Origin of the sequence: Janthinobacterium sp. NKUCC06_STL (assembly GCF_019345455.1) — a bacterium.
GTDB classification, from domain to species: domain Bacteria; phylum Pseudomonadota; class Gammaproteobacteria; order Burkholderiales; family Burkholderiaceae_D; genus Janthinobacterium; species Janthinobacterium rivuli.
In genome coordinates this window covers 348,607-368,155 of sequence record NZ_JAHKQY010000004.1, presented here as the reverse complement: position 1 = coordinate 368,155, position 19,549 = coordinate 348,607, and the positions used below count along the sequence as shown (strand labels likewise).

Here is a 19,549-nt window from a genome sequence, read left to right as displayed (position 1 = left end):
CTATCTGACCCACGTGTTCAAGGACACTCGGTCTGATCAGCATCACTCTGCCTGGCCGCTACCACGTCCTCATTATCTGACGGAGATGCGGCATATTCAATATACGAGGTCCGCCATTCCGACACGGCCCCAGCCATATCCAACCTAAAACCACTGCGCAATCTCAGTTCCAATGCGTAAGGCTCAGATATCCTGTACCGTATGACGCGACCACTACGACTTGAGTTTGCCGGTGCTCTCTACCACGTTACTTCGCGCGGCGACCGGCGTGGCGCAATTTATCGGGACGATACTGATCGCCTTGCTTGGCAAGAAGTATTAGAACATGTGTGTGAACGGCACCATTTTATCGTGCACAGTTTCTGCCAGATGAGCAATTATTATCATCTTCTCGTTGAAACGGTCGAGGCGAATCTGTCGCAAGGCATGCGCCAACTCAATGGCGTTTATACCCAGCATTTCAATCGACGCCACAAGCTTGTCGGGCACGTATTGCAAGGCCGCTACAAAGCCATCTTGGTACAGAAAGAAAATTATCTGCTGGAATTAGCCCGCTACATCGTCTTGAAACCAGTCCGGGCGCACATGGTGGCATCACCCGACAACTGGTACTGGAGCAGCCATCACTACGTTTTGGACGATGCAATGCATCCATGCTGGTTGACGCGTGACTGGCTCTTGAGCCAGTTTGGCACCACGCGCGAAGAGGCGGTCGCCAACTATTCTCGGTTTGTCGCGGCTGGGATGGGCGAAACTAGTCCGCTCGCGCATACCTGTCACCAGATGCTTCTGGGCGATGACGCCTTCGTTTCGGCACATCAGCAATCGCAGCGTTCCGATGCATACAAAGATACGCTAAGGCAGCAGCGCCGCGCTGTCACACTGTCACTCGCGCAATATCACGCTCGCTATCGCGACAGAGACGAGGCAATGGCACGCGCTTATCTTTCATCCGCTTTACCATGTCCCACATCGCCCCCGCTTTTCACATCTCGAGCAAGACAGTCAGTCGGGCCGTATCAGCGTTTAATAAAGCGCAACTTACTGCTGGTCAAAATGACCAAGGTTGAGATCGTGTACGAATGACGGACCTGATCCCGGCCTTTGCTTGGTCTCTGCAACACAAAACTGGCTAATTTTAATCAACTTCCTGTTTTAACTTCTCTCTACTCGGATGAAATCATCATATTCGCCAAAGTCAGGGGTTGCAGCATAATTCATGCTGACATCAGACGATGTAGCAGCGGTTTCAAGTCGATGTGGATTAAAAAATTCTCGCCTCATATGAACCGTGCCATCTTGTTTGAAAATATAAGAAATACCACTAACAACTATGTCCGTTTCACCATCAAATTCACGATGAGTCGCCATCGTTAAAAATAGTTTTCCAGGTTCGATTTCTTGGAAGTCATATGACAGAGATTCACGAAGACGTTCATCAAGGAATCCAACGCCAACCACTTTATCTGCAATTTCCATAAAGCAATACGGCTTTTCGATAGAGTCTACAAGAACCGTATAACTCTGTTTTTTCATATGTGCTAACTTGGCTTGCTCCTCTGTCCAAACTTCTGTCGGCTTCTTCTTCGCTCGAAACCAAGACTTGCAAAAATAAATAGGTCTTTTCATTAGTGAATCCTACCGTTGATGTCCCGAATCACTATGCCTGCACGGTCAGCAGCATCGAGAACAGATTGTGGAATTGGATTAGTCTGGACTGGCACTTCAAAAATGTACTGCCCACGCAAACGTGTTCCGGCTAACTCCCCACTGGATGGCACATTTGCGATTGTTCCGTTGACAGGATATTTAGTTGGAAGCTCATTAATGTAATTCAATGCCGTTTTTTTCTGCACGTCGGATAACTGCGTGAATTTCCGCGAAACTATTTCGCCAGAGATTGGATTATAAGAATCGAGGCGTGTATATCCCGTCCCCTTGGGGCTATCAATATAGACTTCATTAAATGGATAAGCCAACGAACGCTCTGCGTTAAAGGCATTTCCCTGGTCAAGTCGCGTAAGCCATGCTGGCCTACTACTGTTGACCCTAGTTACATCTGCGACAGAATCAATCACTGCACTAGTTGCCCCATCCTTCGACAAGGCAGGTACAGTCTGTTCCCATACATTGGTCAACGGATTCTGGTGCGCTATGACTTTTCCATCCACGCTAATCAATTCCGCATTTCGTATAGGAATTGGGCTAGTGTCGATAGTTCGCTCTGCTACCTGAGCAGTATTGCGCGAAAAATCAATGGATTTCCCAAGTTTTTTTACCGCACCAACAATGCCACCAATGCCAACCGACAGTATAACAGTAGTGCCATTGGCGCCATGTTGAACATCGCTGCCTACGTAACCTGCTCTCTCAAATCCTCCAGCAAGGAGATCAGTCATTTCCCCTGTCACCTTGTCGATCATTTTTTCTACTACGGGAACCCGCTTGACACCAAAGATCACAGGTCCGGCCATGAAGTCCGCCCCTTCCAAGGCAAGTTTCGCGGCTGGCTTACTCTCAATAAATTTACCAAATTCTTCGACCACAGACCCGACATGCTGGGAACCTTTGTCGAGATATCGAGATAGCAAGAATGCGTCTGGCTTCGCACTGCTCGCATCTGATAAATTTTCATTCGAAACGTCCGAAGCAGGAACAGTGTGTACCTCTACATTAGGATTTTTAATGAAGCCTGCCCGCACATACGATTCATGGATATCCGCAATTTGTTCAGCTGTTGCCCCCCGTAAGCTCAAATAATTGTCTACTCGACGCAGTCTTTCAGCGGGCGAAATATCCTGCGATGAGGGGTCGTGCTGCAGATCAGTCACTTCCTTCAATACTTTATATTCATCAGGTGAACTAAACGCATTGAGGCCTAGCTCAGCTCCTATATACCCGATTTGAGCCTGCTGCTCTAATGACAACGACTTGAAAGAATCCGGTAATTTTGGACGATTGAGTAAGCCAGAAGCACCGGTGCCAGCCGCATTTACTGCTGCGCCAGTCAAACCACCGCTCAGCGCACCAATCGCCGTGGAGGCCAGCAGCCGGGAAGTGCCCCCCTCAGCCCAATCGCTCTCAATCTTTGCTGCCTGGAGCAACATTTCTTTTCTTTTCGTCTCGTCAGGCTCACGAAACGCTGCATCCTTCAAACTAAATGCTTCCGCCAGCTTGCCCTTGGCGTAATCCTCCACCTCATTTGCCGCAGCAGCAGCAAATGCCGCAGTCACATCCATCGTTGCCTGCAGCTTGGCCTTGTCGAAATTATTGCCGATCTTGCCGCTGCTATCCACTCCGGTCGTCACATCGCGGTTCACACCCGCGATGGCTTCTTCCACCCCCTTGCCCGTCGCCGAGCGCTGGGCCGCGTCATCGGTGATGACGAGTGTGCCGCCGCTGATGCCGCTACGCGTGGTGCTGCTGGAATTTTCGCTAGTCCCCACGATAATTGGCAAACCTGCGGTTTTGGCATCCTTCTCACCGCCGACGTTGGTGAGGTTATCGTTTTTAGGCCCCGTACCTGCGAACGACATTCCACCCGACACCCCCACACTGCTGCCCTTCGAAATCGCATGGTTGACAATGTCGCTATGCGTCAGGGTCGCGGTGGTCAAACTGCTGTTCAGCTTGCCCGCCTCCGTGGCGCTGATGACGGCTCCCTTCAAGTCCGTATTGTCGCCCACCTTGATCTGGAAGCCGCCGTCGCCCGCCTTGATGCCGCTCTGCTCCTGCACGCTGGCGTAGTCGTTGTGCATATTGCTCTGGCTATAGCTGCCGCTGACGCTGGCGCCAAAGCCCACGGTACCGCTGACGGAAAGGCTCTGGCTCTTGCTGTCAAACTTGGCCGTGTCCTGCAGGCTTTCCAGGTTCAGGTTGCCCTTGATGTCGGCAATGACCTGGTTGGCGCTGGCGACGGCGCCCTTGATGTTGGTGTCGCCACCGCTTGTGATAACCAGCTTGTCGCCCGCATTCACATGCGTATTGAGCTGCGTCGTGCCATCGCCGTCCTCATGCCCCTTGCTGCCGCTGACGCTGGCAGTGAAGCCGAAAGACATGCCCTTGCTGCTGACGCTGGCCGCCACGCCAGCCGACGCGCTCAGGCTCGAACTCTTGCTGTGCTGGCTTTCCGTATCCTGCGCCGCCAACAGATTGACATTGTTATCGGCATGCAGGCGAATATCGTTCTTCGCGTTCAGGTCGCTGCCCAGGATATTGATGTTGCTATCCTTGCCCCCTCCCATGGCCGTGATATTGATATTATTGCCTGTCAGCACACTGCCGCTGTGCGTCGTGCTGGCCGTCGTCTGCGTCTGTATACTTTCCGAATGACCCGCCGTCAGGCTGATGCTGATGCTTGGACCGCCTTCCTTCATCATGTCCTTGGCGGCAGCGTTCGCCGCCATGGCAGTGGTCGCGGCCGCCATGGCAGTGACACGGCCATCCTTGGCCGTGCTGGCTGCCGTGCTCATGGTTTGCAGGGTCTGGATGGCGCTGATCACGCTGCCGCCCAGGGCCAGGGTCAAGCCATCCTGCGTCGTCTTGACTTCAAACTTGCCCTTCTCGTTGTCCTGGCCCGGCTTGATGGTAACGCTCTTGCCGATGATATCGAGATCGGTGGCGGCAAGAATATCGCTGCCGCCTATCGTCACGTTATTGCCGGCAACCATCGTCAGCGCACCGCCCGTGGCACCGATCGAACTGCGCGCCTCGCCGCTTTGCAAGGTGGCGTCGCGCTCCTGGTCCACCGTCGTAGTCTTGGTACCGTAGCTGAAGCCGATGCCGCCGCTGCTCATGAAGCCGCTTTTCTTGGTGCTGGAATGGTGCAGCTCGTACACGGTATTGGTGGCCGCGTCGATCGTGATGTTGTTACCCGCGAGTAATCGCGTCGCATCGTCGCTCAAGATGCTCGAACCAGTCACCTGCAGATCGTGTCCCGCCTGCACCGTCACGCTGCTGCCGCCAAGCGAGGTGCCGATCGCCGTGGTGGTATCAACCACGTCATGCTTGGTCCTCGTGGTCTTGTTCCAGAAGCCCTTCTTCGTGGATTTGCTGGCGGTATCGGTCACTTCGTTTTGGAAACCATTGACCAGGCTGATGTCATTGCCCGCCAACAATCCCAGCGCCCCGCCCGCTTGCACATCCGCTGCGCGCGCCAGCAGGTCATGGCCCGCCTGTAGATTGACGTTGCCTGTGCCCGTGATCTGGCTGCCGACTTCGCTGCTGTTGCTTTGGTTGCGATAATTACCCGAACCCACAAACTCATCATGAGTGGAAGCAACCGCAATGGTATTCAAGGCTAAGTTATTGCCAGCAATTAAATTTGTCTGTCCTTTCACACCGGCGTTGGCCGCCATACTGCCGGTCAAGGTCAAATCACGGCCAGCCTGGGCAATCAATATATTGCCCTCACCCGTACCGGTGACATACATCCCCGCGACATTGTCAATTTCCGTCTTGGTCTCGCTTACAAGCTTGTTGCCAACCAATTTGGTATTTGCGCTGTCCACAGTTGTGGATAAGAAATTAATATCTCTCCCGGCTTTGGCAACCAACTGTGTTTCAGCAATCATGCTGCTGCCACGATTATTAATGTCATTTCCGGCAAGCAGCATGAGTTTGCCACTCTGCACTTCGCTGGTCTTATCCTTGATATGCTCAGCTCCAATACCGGCACCAGGTGTGGCAGCCACCGTGGTCACATTCAGGTCCTTGCCAGCGGAGACCATGGTATAGCCATCGGAAGCAGTATTGCTGACAATAGCCCCCGCAATATTGACGTCCCGGCCTGCAGACAACAGCAAATTGCCGTCACCTGAAGGGTTTCCGCTCACATACAACCCTGCCACGCGATCGAAGCCTCGACCAACTTCGGAGGCACTTGTCGTAATGTTGATATCGCGTCCGGCGCTAGCCTGTAAGGTGCTGTTTGCGGAGATCGTTCCACTAATATTGTTCAAATCGCTGCGCGCTGCAATCGCGACGGCATCGCCATCAATCCGGCCACCCAAATTACTTACGTTCTCAGCATTCAGCAGGACCACATCGCGTCCTGCAATCGTGCCACTATTGGTCAGGTCGCCTCTGGTCTCGATATTGACTTCCTTGCCGGCCAAGAGCGCACCTGAACCGTCAATGTCATCGGCCCGCAAACGCACATACACTTGCGGAACTAGGGCTTTTTGTGTGCTTCCATCCGCCAAGGTGACGTCGCGCTCGACAAGCCAGACAACATCATTCGTGAGTGCCGCCATTTGTTCCGCGGTCAATGCTACGCCAGGACGTAAGCCCCATTGCTGAGCATAGCTGACGCCAGCATCCATCAGGCCGCGATACTGCTCCTCATCGTTCGAATAGTCACCGGTAAAACGGTGACCGGTCAGGTCCGCGAGCTGCTCCCTGACAAGCTGTTGCTCGTAGAAACCATCACCCAATCGCTTTTGCGTGACTGCCGGATCAAGTTGGACCTTCCCGGTCATGTAATCCGATCCCGTCCAGGTACGGAAGCTGGCGAAACGGGGATCGGTCTCGACCAGATAATGTGCCGATGCCGACGGGCTAATCTTGAAGAGGCTGGCGTTCGGCAACTGCACGGGCTTGGCGCCCGTCCTGACCACCTCGGCCTTGCCACGTGGATTCGCCAGCGCCACCTGCTGTATCAGCGCGGATCGTGCCAGGCCAATCTTGGCTCCGGGGGCCGCCTTCGCTGCTGCGCCCACTGCCGCACCAATGCTGGCGGTCTCGCCACCCTTGATATCAGCCTGGGCTGCTCCGCCAGCACCATCAATCTTCAACAGCGTCTTGGCAACCACAGCAGCAATACTGTTGCCTTTGACGGCAATGCCTGCCTGATTGCCGCCGCCCGGAGTACCTTCGCCAGAGACTGTTGACGGTCCACTCTGAACTGCCGATATCAGCTTGTTTGCTTCCGCGACATCGGACACTGGTGCGAAACCTGCAACAGCGTCTACGGCCTTCGCCGACACACCATTTATCTGGCCATGTTGCCCTGTCAACGTTCGATCAACAGCATGAGGCGTGCCGCCCCCCGTGATCTGATCAGTACCGGTAACATTGCCGCTGACAGCCACTTCGCTTGGTGTGATCGCAGGGGCATTCAGCCTTTCGCCAGTAGTGCCAACTTCATTGGTCACTCTTCCCTTTGCGCCGGCATAGTTCGTGTTTTTTCCAGCGTCGCCTATCGCATCACTTCCCCCGACAGTGCTACCGCCGCCCACCTCACTCAAGTGCGATCCCTGAATGCTACTCATACCAGCTACGGCATTCACCGCCGGTCCCACCAAAGTCAGCGTGACATTGGCACTTGTTACATTGATGCTAGCGGTTGCATTACTAGAAGTAACAGAAGCTTTTGACGCAACATTACTATTAGGAGAAGAAATAGATATACTTTCCTGATCAGCATTCCCTATGTAATACTTTGCTTCATAAATCTGCTCCCTCAGTATATTTGATGGCTTAGTCGGGTGGTGTAACTCACCATTATGATACTCTGCCATTCCGGAATCAAAGACCTGCGTTTGATTTCCTGTAAATTTATTATCGACAACCCCGTGAATATTTAAATTTCGTCCGGCAATAAATCGGCTATTCTCATTCAATACACTATCCGCATTGACAGTCAGATCTCCTCCCGAAAAAATTGCAGCGGGATCTGAACGTACAATGGTTCCTTTCGTGGTGTACCGCCTGTAGCTGCGAACGATATATTTAGTGTAATCTTTTCCATGTATGACATAATGATTTGTGAGCATACGAATAGGCCCATCAACCCCTATTACCCTAGAAACCACACCCGGATCATTGTTGTTATAACGTTTTCCATCATAAATATCAACATCAACAATGAATTCTTCTGTGGCGTAATTAGTATTAAACTCAAGTTGGAAATTATTGTTTAACAAATTGACTGTTCTAGAAGACAAGACGAGATTTCCCAGTGCCTGAATGGTCGCGCTTGCATTGGTGAGGCTCGCGGCGCTCCCGGTCGCACGCCGGATGCCATCCAGGGTACCGCCGATTGCCATGTCACCCGCGCTGAAGATCAGCGCATGTTCGCGGTTATTGATGGTACCCGCGCCGATATCCAGGTTGCCGCGCGCAGCTATCGTTGCCGCAACACCGCCCTCGACATCATTTTTCAGCGTGCTTGCCGCGATGCTAAGCGTATCACCATAAATACGACCGCTACCAATATTAATAAGCGTTCCGGCATCGACCTGCGTGTCACTGCCATCGATTACGCCACGGTTGTTCAGGGTACCTGCCACATTCACTTTGGTACTGACACTGGCGTTGATATCGCCGCTCGCAGTGTTGTCGAGACTGCTGGCATTGATCGCCAGCGTGCTCCCTGCCTGCACTTTCCCTGCATTGAGAAGATTGCCGGCAACTGTCAACGTGGCATTTCGATTGGCAATGACTTGGCCACCGGCATCGACCGTAAAACTGCCCGACAAATCAAGATTCAGGTCGCCTTTCGACATCAGGTTGCCCGCACCGCTCAAGCCAGCTGCCCTGATTGCGGCCATCTGTCCGCCAATTATGGTACCGCCGCCATTTGTAATTGTCAGGCTACGGTTGCTGCCATCATCGCGCACACTGACCATATTGTTTGCGCTGAGAAGGCCAGACGCATTGTTCACACTACCGCTGCTACGGATACTGAGGTTGTTATCCGCACGCAAGCCGCCTTGGCTATTGTTCAGGTTCGTCGCCGAGAGATTGACATCTTTGCCCTCTATGCCCTGTCCCGCGCCCTGTGTCATTTGATTGTCAATCGTGCCAGCACCCAATGTTACTGTTGCGCCGCTGCGTATCAAACCCGATGTGTTGTCGATCGTGCCTGCACTCGCTTGCAAGTTCAGGTTGCCCACAACTTGTACCTGGCCTCCCTGATTCCGGAATCCGCCAATGACGAGATCGAGTCCGCCGCTCGATACAATTTTTCCATCCCGATTGTCTACAGCGCCGGTACTGCCCCCTACTTGTCCGGCAGAACCAAAGTAGCCACCAGTGTTGTTCCAGCTACCTGTCACCAAGCTGGTACTGCCGCCGCTGCTGATACCGCCGACCATACCGGGATGGCGTACTGCATAGGCAGCTGCATTGCTGTTGTTCAAGGCCTGGCCATGCGTATTGAGTACCAGCGCGCCGCCGCCTTGTAGCAGGCCGCCCTCATTGTTCAGCGCGCCAACCTGCACATTCAATATTTGCGATGCGGCGATGGTGCCAAGATAATTATCCAAAGCTTGGCCACCGGTATCGATGCTGATATTGCGGCCGCTGATGCTGCCTGCAGCAGTATGGCCAGACGCCAGAGCATTGTTGAGACCTGCGGTACGCAGGGTGATATCGTTTCCCGCCTGTATCTGGCCACTGGCGTTCATTAAGGAACCAGTATTGGCAATCAGATTACCCGTGACGCTGGCCAGTTTGCCGCCAGTATTGTCCAGGCTGACCGCACTGATATCCACATTGCCGTTGGCCGCCAACAGGCCGGCAGCATTGTCGATGTCCTGAGTCGCAGTCAGCAACATGGTAGCGCCGCTCGTCAGCGAGCCACCATGGTTCAGCAAACGTCCGACTTGCAGCGTGGCGCCGCCGCCTGCGGCAATGGTGCCGCCGCCAGAGTTGTCCAGGCGCGTGCTGGCCGTCAGTTGCAGCGTTGCCTCTCCTGCTGCTTGTACGATGCCGCCCTGGTTATTCAGCGTTTGTGCGCTCACCGTGGCATTGCCGTTGCTGGCGATCTTGCCACCTTGATTATTCAGTGTCTGCGAGACAGCGATGCTACTCGCACCCTGCCCCAGCTGAATCAGCTCGCCTTGATTGTTATCCAGGTTGCCTGTCCTGATCGTCAGTTGTCCAGCTTGCGTGCTGGCATTGCGATGATCGATGCTCGTTGCGGTAATATCCAGTTTCCCGTTGGCGGTGATCTGGCCCCGTTGACCATTCAATGCGGCAACATCGATGGCCAACAAACCATTGCCCGCATGCTCAATTTTTCCGCTTACATTGGTCAGAGTGCCCGCCCCAAGCGTCAAGTTGGCACTGTTGACGGCAATGCGTCCATCTGCATTATCAAGAATACCATCCGGTACGCGCATCACAATGGCCGTGTCGCCGCTACCGCTCTGCACGATACTGCCCTTGTTGTTGCTCAAATTGGCGGTTTGTACCTGCAACTGCCCGGCAACAATCTCGCCCTTGTTGTTATTCCAGCTTTGCCCACTATTCGACTGTGCGTCAACACTCAAGGTGCCGGCGGTATTGACGACTGCGCCACTGGTGCTGATATCGCCGCCGGTAGCTGTCAGGGCGATATTGGTGCCGCTGCTGAGGCTACCGCCCAGATCGACCGCATTACCCTTGAAAACGATGTTTCCTGCAGCTAGATTCTGACCTACAGCGCGCAAATCCTGCATTGTCGTGATGGCAAGATTTCCCGTCGTGGCCAATTTCCCATCCGCTTGCATGCCTGCCGCAATCAAGCCGCCCTTGCTGCTGTCAAGGCTGGCTGCGGAAATGCTGGTATCGCCCAACGCAGCGATCACGCCGCCATTGCTGAGCTTGCCGGTGGCGGTCAGTACTTGAGTACCGCCCGCATACAGGCTGCCTGTGCTGGTGACATTTACCGCTTGGGTCAACAGATTCGCGGCAGCAAAAACATTGCCTCCGCTATTGCTGAAGTCCTTCACATGCAAGCTGGCATCGCCAGTAATCGCCTGCAAGCTGCCGCGCGTATTATTCACATCGCCTGCCATCAACAACAGCCCCTTGCTGCCAGCAACGGTACCATCACTGTTATCCAATCCCCCGCTTGCCCCCACTTCCAGCGAGCCGCCGGACACGATGCGCCCAGACTGGTTCAACAACCGCGCCGTGTCCAGCGCAGTGCTGCCGTTGCTTTCAATCTTGCCATTTCCATTGTCCAGGCTGATACTGGCCATGATCGATGCCTTGCCGGCTCCCAATTGCACCAGTTCGCCGTGGCGGTTGTCCAACGTCGCGGTCGCAAAATTTACTTGCTGTGCAATGGCACTGCCGTTGCGGTGATCCAAGTAATCAGCCCGCACGTCCAGTGCGCCATTACCCGTAATCTGGCTCCGTTGCGCATACAAATTTGCCGCAGTGATCGACAGTGTGCCGCTACCGGCGTGCTCGATCTTGCCATCCGTATTTGTCAACTTCGCTGCTTTTAATTGCAAGTTCTGGCTGTTGGTGGCAATGCGTCCGCCTGTATTGTCCAGGCTACCGTCAGTCCCTGTCAGTACAATGGCGCTGTTGCCACTCCCTGTCTGAATAATGCTGCCGCCGGCATTGCTCAGATTAGCCAAGCCGAAGTCGAGCTGTCCGGCGCTCAAGCTACCCTGCTGATTGAGCAAGGTTTGACCGTTCTGCGCACTGGCCATGATGCTGAGCAGTCCCGGCGTACTGACCGTCGCGCGCGCGGTGTTGATGTCACCGCTACCGGCGGCCAACGCGATATTGACACCGCTGGTCTGGCTGCCCGAAAGGTCAAGCGCCGCACCGCCCAATACGATGTTGCCGGCAGCGAGATTTTTCCCGCCAAGTTGCAGGACACCGCCAGCGCGGACACCCAAGTCCCCCGTTTGCGCCAACGATCCGTCCGTTTTCAGTCCCGCGGCAAGCAAACCGTTGCCCGTCATGCTGCCCACTGCCACAGTAGTATTGCCCAGCGCCGCAATGGAGCCCGTATTGACGAGCGCACCCGCCACCTTCAGCGACTGTTCGCCACCGGCATATAACAGGCCGGCATTATTCATGTCGCCGTGTATCGTCGTCGTCAGATCAGTCCCGGCGCTGATTTCACCGCCAGCATTAAGGAGGCTGCTGGCATCGACCCCCAATTTCCCTTTCCCCGCCTGCAGCACGCCATGCGTATTGTCGATGGCTTGCGCTGTCACCTGCGAGGTTTCCCCGCCAGCAATCACGCCCCCCGTATTGTTGAGCGCACCGAGCACCAAGATACTGGCATCGGTGGCAGCATTGATGCTGCCCTTGGCATTATCGAGTGTGGCCGCAGAGACTTGCAACAGACCATTTGCCGCAATGATGCCACCACCGTTTTCCAGGCCTTGTTTCACGTGCACTTCGGCCTTGCCGGTCGTCTGCAACTTTCCGCCCTGGTTATTCATCGCCTCGGCGTGAACTAGCACCTGGTTTGCCGAGGTAATTGCCTTACTGTGATTGAACTCCCCAGCCGCGATATCAACAAGACCATTACCGATAATCGTGCCACCACTACCAGCGAGTGTTGGCGCCTTGATCGTCAAGCTTCCCGTGCCCGCATGTTCAATCTTGCCGTCCTTGTTGGTGACGATGATGGCATCGAGGGTCACGTTCGTGCTGTTGACGGCGATGCGGCCCGCCGTGTTATCCAGATTGCCCGTAACGATGCTTATGTCGCCCGTGCCCGTCTGCAACACCGTACCCTTGGCGTTGTCCAGATTGCCCACGTGCAGATCCAGTTGGCCTGCCTGCAAAGTGCCTTCCGTGTTGCGCAAGGTCGCGTTACTCGTGACGTTCAATGTGCCTGGCGTCGTGACCACCGCTTTATTCGTGCTGACATCGCCCGTTGTTGCCGTCAAGCCGATGTCGACGCCGCTGGTCTGGCTGCCGCTGATATCGACGCTGACACCCGTTAGGTTCGCCTTGCCCGCTGCCAAGTTCTGACCATGCGCGGCCAGCGTTTGTGTAGTGCTGATCATTAGGTCGCCCGACGTGCCCAGCTTGCCATCGGCCTGCATGCCGGCACCGATCAAACTGCTTGCACTGCTATCGATGGACTTCGCCGTGAGGCTGGTATTGCTCTGCGCCGCGATCACGCCCGTGTTGACGATGGCGCCGCTGGCGTTCAGGGTCTGATTGCCGGCCGCGTACAGGCTGCCGGTATTGTTCAGGCTAGCCAGGGTGGCGTTCAGGTTGGCGCCGGCAAACACGTTGCCCGCGTTGTTGTTCAACTTGCCAACGTTCAAGGTCGCATCGCCAGCCACGGCTTGCAGTTGTCCCTTGGTATTGTCGATGTCATCGCCGATCAATCCCAGATTGCGACCGGCGGCCACGGTGCCTTCCGTGTTGTCCAGGCTACCGAAGTTCAATGCGGCATCCTGCGCCGCCACGATGCGGCCCGTACTGTTCAGCAAGGTTGTGGCCTTTACCAGCGCGTCGCCATTGCCCTCGATCTTGCCGCCCGTGTTGTCGAGCTGGCCCGTGGCCGCGACCGTCATCAAGCCGGTGCCCGTCTGCGCCAGGCTGCCGCTGCGGTTGTCCAACGTACCGGCATTGATGGTCAGCTGATTTGCCACCGTCGTCGCATTGCGATGATCCAGGGTGATCGCCGTGATATCGAGCTTGCCATTGCCCGTGATCTTGCCATGCTGGTTGTTGAACTGGTTCGCGTTGATGGCAAGAACGCCAGCGCCTGCGTGCTCCAGCTTGCCGTTGATGTTCGTCAACACCGTCGCATTCAGGGCCAGGTTCGCGCTGTTGACGGCAATGCGGCCAGCCGTGTTGTCCAGCTTGGCCGTGCTGATGGCGGTGTCGCCCGTGCCCTTCTGCACGATGTCGCCGCTGGCGTTGTTCAGGTTGGCGACGTTCAGCTGCAGCTGGCCGGCAACCAGCTGGCCCTGGCTGTTCACCAGGGATTGTCCATTATTCACATTGGCCATGATGGCCAGCAGATTGCTGGCCGAGATAACAGCTTTGTTCGTCAGTACATCGCCGCTGCGTGCCGTGATGGCGATATTCCCTGCGCCCGTCTGGCTGCCCGACAGGTCCACATTTGCGCCCGTCAATACGGCATTGCCTGCCGCCAGGTTCTGACCGCTCGCTTGCAGCACGCCATCGGCATTAACCGTGAGATCGCCCGCCGTACCCAGGCTGCCGTCCGCTTTCACGCCGGCGCCCAGCAAGCCGCTGCTGGTGACTTTGCCAGCGGTAATATGGGTGTTGTTGACGGAGGCAATCGATCCTGTGTTGTTGAGCAAGCCGCCCACCGTCAATTGTTGGTTACGGCCCGCGTACAGCAAGCCCGCGTTGTTCAAGTCTGCGCTGATGCGCGCCGTCAGGTCCTTGCCGGCGCTCACTGTCCCCTGCTGATTCAGCAAGGTCGCAGCCTCAAGACGTAAATTGTCTGCCTGCAATACGCCACGCGTGTTGTCGACATGCACGCCACCGAGATGCAAGTCGGCAGTCGCTGCCAGCACGCCATCCATATTGTTCAGCGCCGCCTTGCTGACGATCTCCGCCGAGGCGGCGGACGTGATGCGACCCTTGCTGTTGTCCAGCACGCCTGCTTGCAGATTCAGGATCCCCGTTCCCGCATGCTCGATCTTGCCTTCTTTGTTGGTGACGCTGACGGCATCGATGTTCAGATTACTGCTGTTGACGGCGATGCGCCCGGCCGTGTTGTCCAGATTGTCGGTGACGATGGTCGTGTCGCCCGTGCCTGTCTGTAAGATTGTGCCCTTGGCGTTGTCCAGATTACCGACATGCAGATCCAGTTGTCCTGCCTGCACCGTGCCGTCCGTGTTATGCAGGGTCTTGGTGGTCGTCACATTCAATGTACCCGGCGTCGTCACCACCGCTTTATTCGTGCTGACATCGCCCTGGGTTGCCGTCAGGCCAATGTTCGCGGCGCTGGTCTGGCTGCCAGACAGATCCACATTAGCGCCGGCGAGATTGGCGCTGCCCGCCGCCAGATTCTGGCCATGCGCCGCCAGCGTTTGCGCGGTGTTGACCGTCAGACCACCCGACGTGCCCAGCTTGCCATCAGCCAGCATGCCGGCGCCGATCAGGCTGCTTGCACTGCTGTCGAGGCTATTCGCCGTAAGACTGTTGTTCCCCTGCGCCGCGATCACGCCCGTGTTGACGATGGCGCCGCTGGCGTTCAGGGTCTGGTTGCCAGCCGCATACAGGCTGCCGGTGTTGTTCAGGCTAGCCAAGGTGGCGTTCAGGTTGGCGCCAGCAAACACGCTGCCTGTCGCATTATTCAAGTTCGCCACGTTTAAGGTGGCGTTGTTCGCCACGGCTTGCAGTTGTCCCTTGGTATTGTCGATGTCATCGCCGATCAATCCCAGATTGCGACCGGCGGCCACGGTGCCTTCCGTGTTGTCCAGGCTACCGAAGTTCAATGCGGCATCCTGCGCCGCCACGATGCGGCCCGTACTGTTCAGCAAGGTTGTGGCCTTTACCAGCGCGTCGCCATTGCCCTCGATCTTGCCGCCCGTGTTGTCGAGCTGGCCCGTGGCCGCGACCGTCATCAAGCCGGTGCCCGTCTGCGCCAGGCTGCCGCTGCGGTTGTCCAGCGTACCGGCATTGATGGTCAGCTGGTTTGCCACCGTCGTCGCATTGCGGTGATCCAGGGTGATCGCCGTGATATCGAGCTTGCCATTGCCCGTGATCTTGCCATGCTGGTTGTTGAACTGGTTCGCGTTGATGGCAAGAACGCCAGCGCCTGCGTGCTCCAGCTTGCCGTTGATGTTCGTCAACACCGTCGCATTCAGAGCCAGGTTCGCGCTGTTGACGGCGATGCGGCCGGCCGTGTTATCCAGCTTGGCCGTGGTGATGACGGTATTGCCTGTGCCCGTCTGCACGATGTCGCCGCTGGCGTTGTTCAGATTGGCCACGTTCAGCTGCAACTGGCCAGCCACCAGCTGGCCCTGGGTATTCACCAGTGACTGGGCGTTGTTGGCGTTGGCGGTAATGGCCAGCAGATTGCTGGCGGAAATCACTGCTTTGTTCGTCTGTACGTCGCCGCTGTGTGCGGTGATATTGATGTTGCTTGCCCCCGTCTGGCTGCCCGACAGGTCCACATTCGCGCCCGTCAGCACGGCATTTCCCGCCGCTAGATTCTGCCCGCTCGCCTGCAAGACGCCATCGGCATTGATGGTCAGATCGCCCGCCGTACCCAGGCTGCCGTCCGCTTTCACGCCGGCGCCCAGCAAGCCGCTGCTGGTCACTTTGCCAGCGGTAATATGGGTGTTGTTGACGGAAGCGATGGAGCCGCTATTGCTCAGCAAGCCGCCCACCGTCAATTGTTGGTTACGGCCCGCGTACAGCAAGCCCGCGTTGTTCAAGTCTGCGCTGAGGCGCACCGTCAGGTCCTTGCCGGCGCTTACTGTCCCCTGCTGATTCAGCAAGGTAGTCGCATCCAGACCCAAATTATCCGCCTGCAATACACCGCGCGTGTTGTCGAGTCCTACGCCTGCCAACTGCAACACCTGCGTGGCGGCGATCACGCCATCCGTATTGTTCAGTACACCCTTGCTGGCGATATCCGCCGAAGCAGCGGACGTGATACGCCCCTTGCTATTGTCCACCACGCCAGCTTGCAGTTGCACGCTGCCATTTCCGGCGATGCTGCCGCGCGTATTGTCCAGCGCCTGTGCCACATCCACGCGCATCCGTCCCGGTCCCGTCTGCTGCAGGGTGCCGTCGCTATTGTCCAGCTGGCCGGCCTGCACCGCTACCTGCTGCCCGGAAGTGATGGCATGGCGGTGATCGATTGTTTCCGCCTGGATATCAACTAAACCATTGCCCGTCACCTTGCCCCGTTCGTCATCGAAGCGCACGGCATCAATATTCAGGCTGCCCGTGCCCGCGTGCTCGATACTGCCGTCGCGGTTAGTCATCTGTTCGGCGGTCAATGACAGATTGGCGCTGTTGACGGCGATGCGGCCGCCCGTGTTGTCCAGGGTGCTGCCCTGCAAGGTGGTGTCGCCGGTGCCCGTCTGAATCAGGGTGCCGCCACGGTTGTCCAGCGATCCCGTTTTCAGGTCCAGCTGCCCCGCGCTCAAGGTGCCGCGCACGTTCGACAGGGCCTGGCTGCTGCGTGCCGCCGTCACGGACAGCAGGCCGGTCGTTGTCACCAGTGCGTTATCGGTGACGACATTGCCGGCACTGGCATTGAGCGCAATAGCAGCGCCGCCCGTCTGGCTGCCGCTCAGGTCGATGGCGGTGGCGTGCAGGCTGGTCTTGCCAGCGGCCAGGTTCTGACCGTGCGCACTGATCGCTTGCCCAGCCGTCAGTTGCAACTGGCCGTTGCCGGCCAGGCTGCCGTCGGCGCGGATGCCGGCGCCCAGCAAGCTGCCGGCAGTGCTGTCGATGCGGCTGGCGTCGATACTGTTGTCGCCCTGCGCGGCAATGACGCCGCTGTTGCTGACGGCGCCGCTGACCTGCAGCGCCTGGCTGCCGGCCGCATACACATTGCCGCTGTTCAGTACTTCGCTAGCCTGGGTGGCAAGATTGCCACCGGCAAACACGCTGCCGGCCGTATTGTTCAGCTTTGCGACCGACAGGCTGGCGTCGCCACTCACTGCCTGGATCTGGCCGCGCGTATTGTTGACGTCGCCGCTGTCGAGGCGCACTGTACGGCCGGCCGCCAGGGTAGCCTCGGTGTTGTCCAGCGCGCCAGTGGACAGTGCCAGGTCCGTGCCCGAGACGATGCGGCCCTTCTGGTTTTGTACATTGCCCGCCTGCACGCTCAAAGCGCCATTGCTTTCCAACGCACCGCTGCGGTTGTCCAGCCCGTTGCGCACCTGCACGCGAGTGTCGCCTTGGCCGCTTTGCGCCAGGCTGCCGCCCCGGTTGTCCAAGGTGCCGGCGTTGATGCTGAGCTGCCCCGCCACCGTGCGGGCATCGCGGTGGTCGATCTGCTCGCCGCTCAGCGCCATGGCGCCGTTGCTGATGATGCTGCCGCGCTGCAAATTGATCTGCGCCGCGCCGATCTCCAGCGCGCCCGTGCCCGCATGCTGGATTTGCCCGTCCTGGTTGCTCAGGCTGGCAGCCTGCAGGCGCAGCGCCTGGCTGTTCGTGGCGATGACGCCGCGCGTATTGTCCAGGCTTCCAGGCAATTGAATCGCCAGGTCGCCGGCGCCCAGTTGCATGAGCTGGCCGCCTACGTTCGACAAGTCGTGCGCGTTCACGCCCAGCTGTTGGCCCGTCAGTTGTCCGCCATCGCTGCGCACGGTCTGCGCCGCGTCCAGTTGCAGGCGTTCGCGTGCACTGACCTGCGCGCGGCTGGCGTCGAGGTCGCCGGCGCTGGCGCCCAGGCTGACGTTCGCGCCCGACACTTGTGCGTCGGCCAGCTCCAGCCGACGCGCGGACAGCGTGCTGTCGCCTGCTGCCACGGCCATGCCATGCACGGCCACCAGATCGCCCGCCAGCACGTTCAGCTTGCCGCTGCCCGACAGGGTGTTATCCAGGTTGAGGCCGGCCGCCAGCACGGAACCCGCCCCCGTATCGATACGCGAGGCGGCGCCCGTTGCCTGCACACTGGTATTGCCCTGCGCCGCAATCACGCCACTGTTGGCAATATTGCCCTGCGCCTGCACCTGGCTGTCGCCGCCCGCATACACGGTGCCGCTGTTGGCCACGTCGCCCGCGACGGCGATGCTCGTCTGGCTGCCCGCGCCGGCGGACTGGATGTTGCCGTTGTTGCTCAGCCAACCGTTCGATTGCAGCACCAGGTTGCCCGTCGTGGCCGCCATCACGCCCGCATTGCGTACGCCCAGGCCCGCTTCCGTGCCGATCAGGGTGATCTTGCCCGCATACATGCCGCCCAGTTGCGCCACGTCCAGCGCGTAGGCGGGGGCCGGACCCGCGCCATTGACTGCGCCCGCCACGCCATGCGCCGCATCGATCTGATTCGCGCCCGTCACCACTTTCAGTTCCTGCGCCCAGATACCGCCATTGATCTGCGCGGCGCGCGCCAAAATCGCCGTGTAGTCGCTCAGCGACGTGTCCAGTCCCCTTCCATTGATGCTGACCACGCCGCGCTGCACCATGTAGCCGTCCAGGTTGCCGCCGTTAAGGATCGGCGTGCCTGTCGTCAGCGTGACCCGGCTGGCATTGATGAAACCACCGCCGTCGACGGCCACGCCGGCCGGGTTGGCGATGACGACTTCGGCGCGCTGCCCCGCCACTTCCACATAGCCGCGCAGCTGGCTGGGATTGGCTGAATTGACTTCGTTCAATATCACGCGCGCGCTGCCGCCTGCCAGCCAGGGGTTACCTTGTACCCAGCCGCCCGTCTGCGTCTGCACATTGCCGCGGCTATTGTTGAGGATGGCGCCATTCGCCGTCACGTCGAACTGGCTGTAGGTATTGCGCGAGACACCCGCCGCGCTCGGCGTCTGGATATTCACCTGCGTTACGCCATTCGCGCTTTGCACCACGGTCGGACGCTGACGGCCCGGCGCATTCGGGTCGGCCACGATCTGGCCCATGGCCGGACCGGCCACAAAGCTCACCATGCCCAGCGCGCCGAATATCGCCAAGGCCAGCGGCCGCAACCTGGCATTGACCCCGCCGCCATCACCGCCAAATACGCCACTGTCCAGGCCACCTTCCCCCTTAGCCGCCTTGCCTTGCGAGGAAGCGTTTTCGGCGACGACCATCAATTGGCCACGGCGTTTGTTGAAGATGATGCGGTACAGGTTCTTGTTCATGAAATGTCCTAATGACAATTAAATGATGCGATAAAGGGAGAAAGAACGGCTGGCGG

At 57.7% G+C, this 19,549-nt stretch carries 3 protein-coding genes; 1 reads left to right on the top strand and 2 read right to left on the bottom strand.

The genetic code is table 11. The features are described 5' to 3' along the window. Nucleotides 1-201: 201 nt before the first annotated feature. On the top strand, nucleotides 202-1,086 hold the full coding sequence (locus tag KO539_RS17180) for a transposase (RefSeq protein ID WP_257626327.1): 885 nt from the start codon (nucleotides 202-204) through the stop codon (nucleotides 1,084-1,086). Between the two features lie 69 nt (nucleotides 1,087-1,155). Here the strand turns inward: KO539_RS17180 and KO539_RS17175 are convergent, their stop codons facing one another. Together KO539_RS17175 and KO539_RS17170 are read right to left on the bottom strand one after the other, a co-directional pair. Further along, on the bottom strand, nucleotides 1,156-1,629 hold the full coding sequence (locus tag KO539_RS17175) for a hypothetical protein (protein WP_219310684.1): 474 nt from the start codon (nucleotides 1,627-1,629) through the stop codon (nucleotides 1,156-1,158). Further along, nucleotides 1,629-19,511, bottom strand: coding sequence for a hemagglutinin repeat-containing protein (locus KO539_RS17170; protein WP_219310683.1), 17,883 nt, complete (start codon nucleotides 19,509-19,511; stop codon nucleotides 1,629-1,631). The genes KO539_RS17175 and KO539_RS17170 overlap by 1 nt, the downstream gene beginning before the upstream one ends. Between the last annotated feature and the right edge of the window lie 38 nt (nucleotides 19,512-19,549).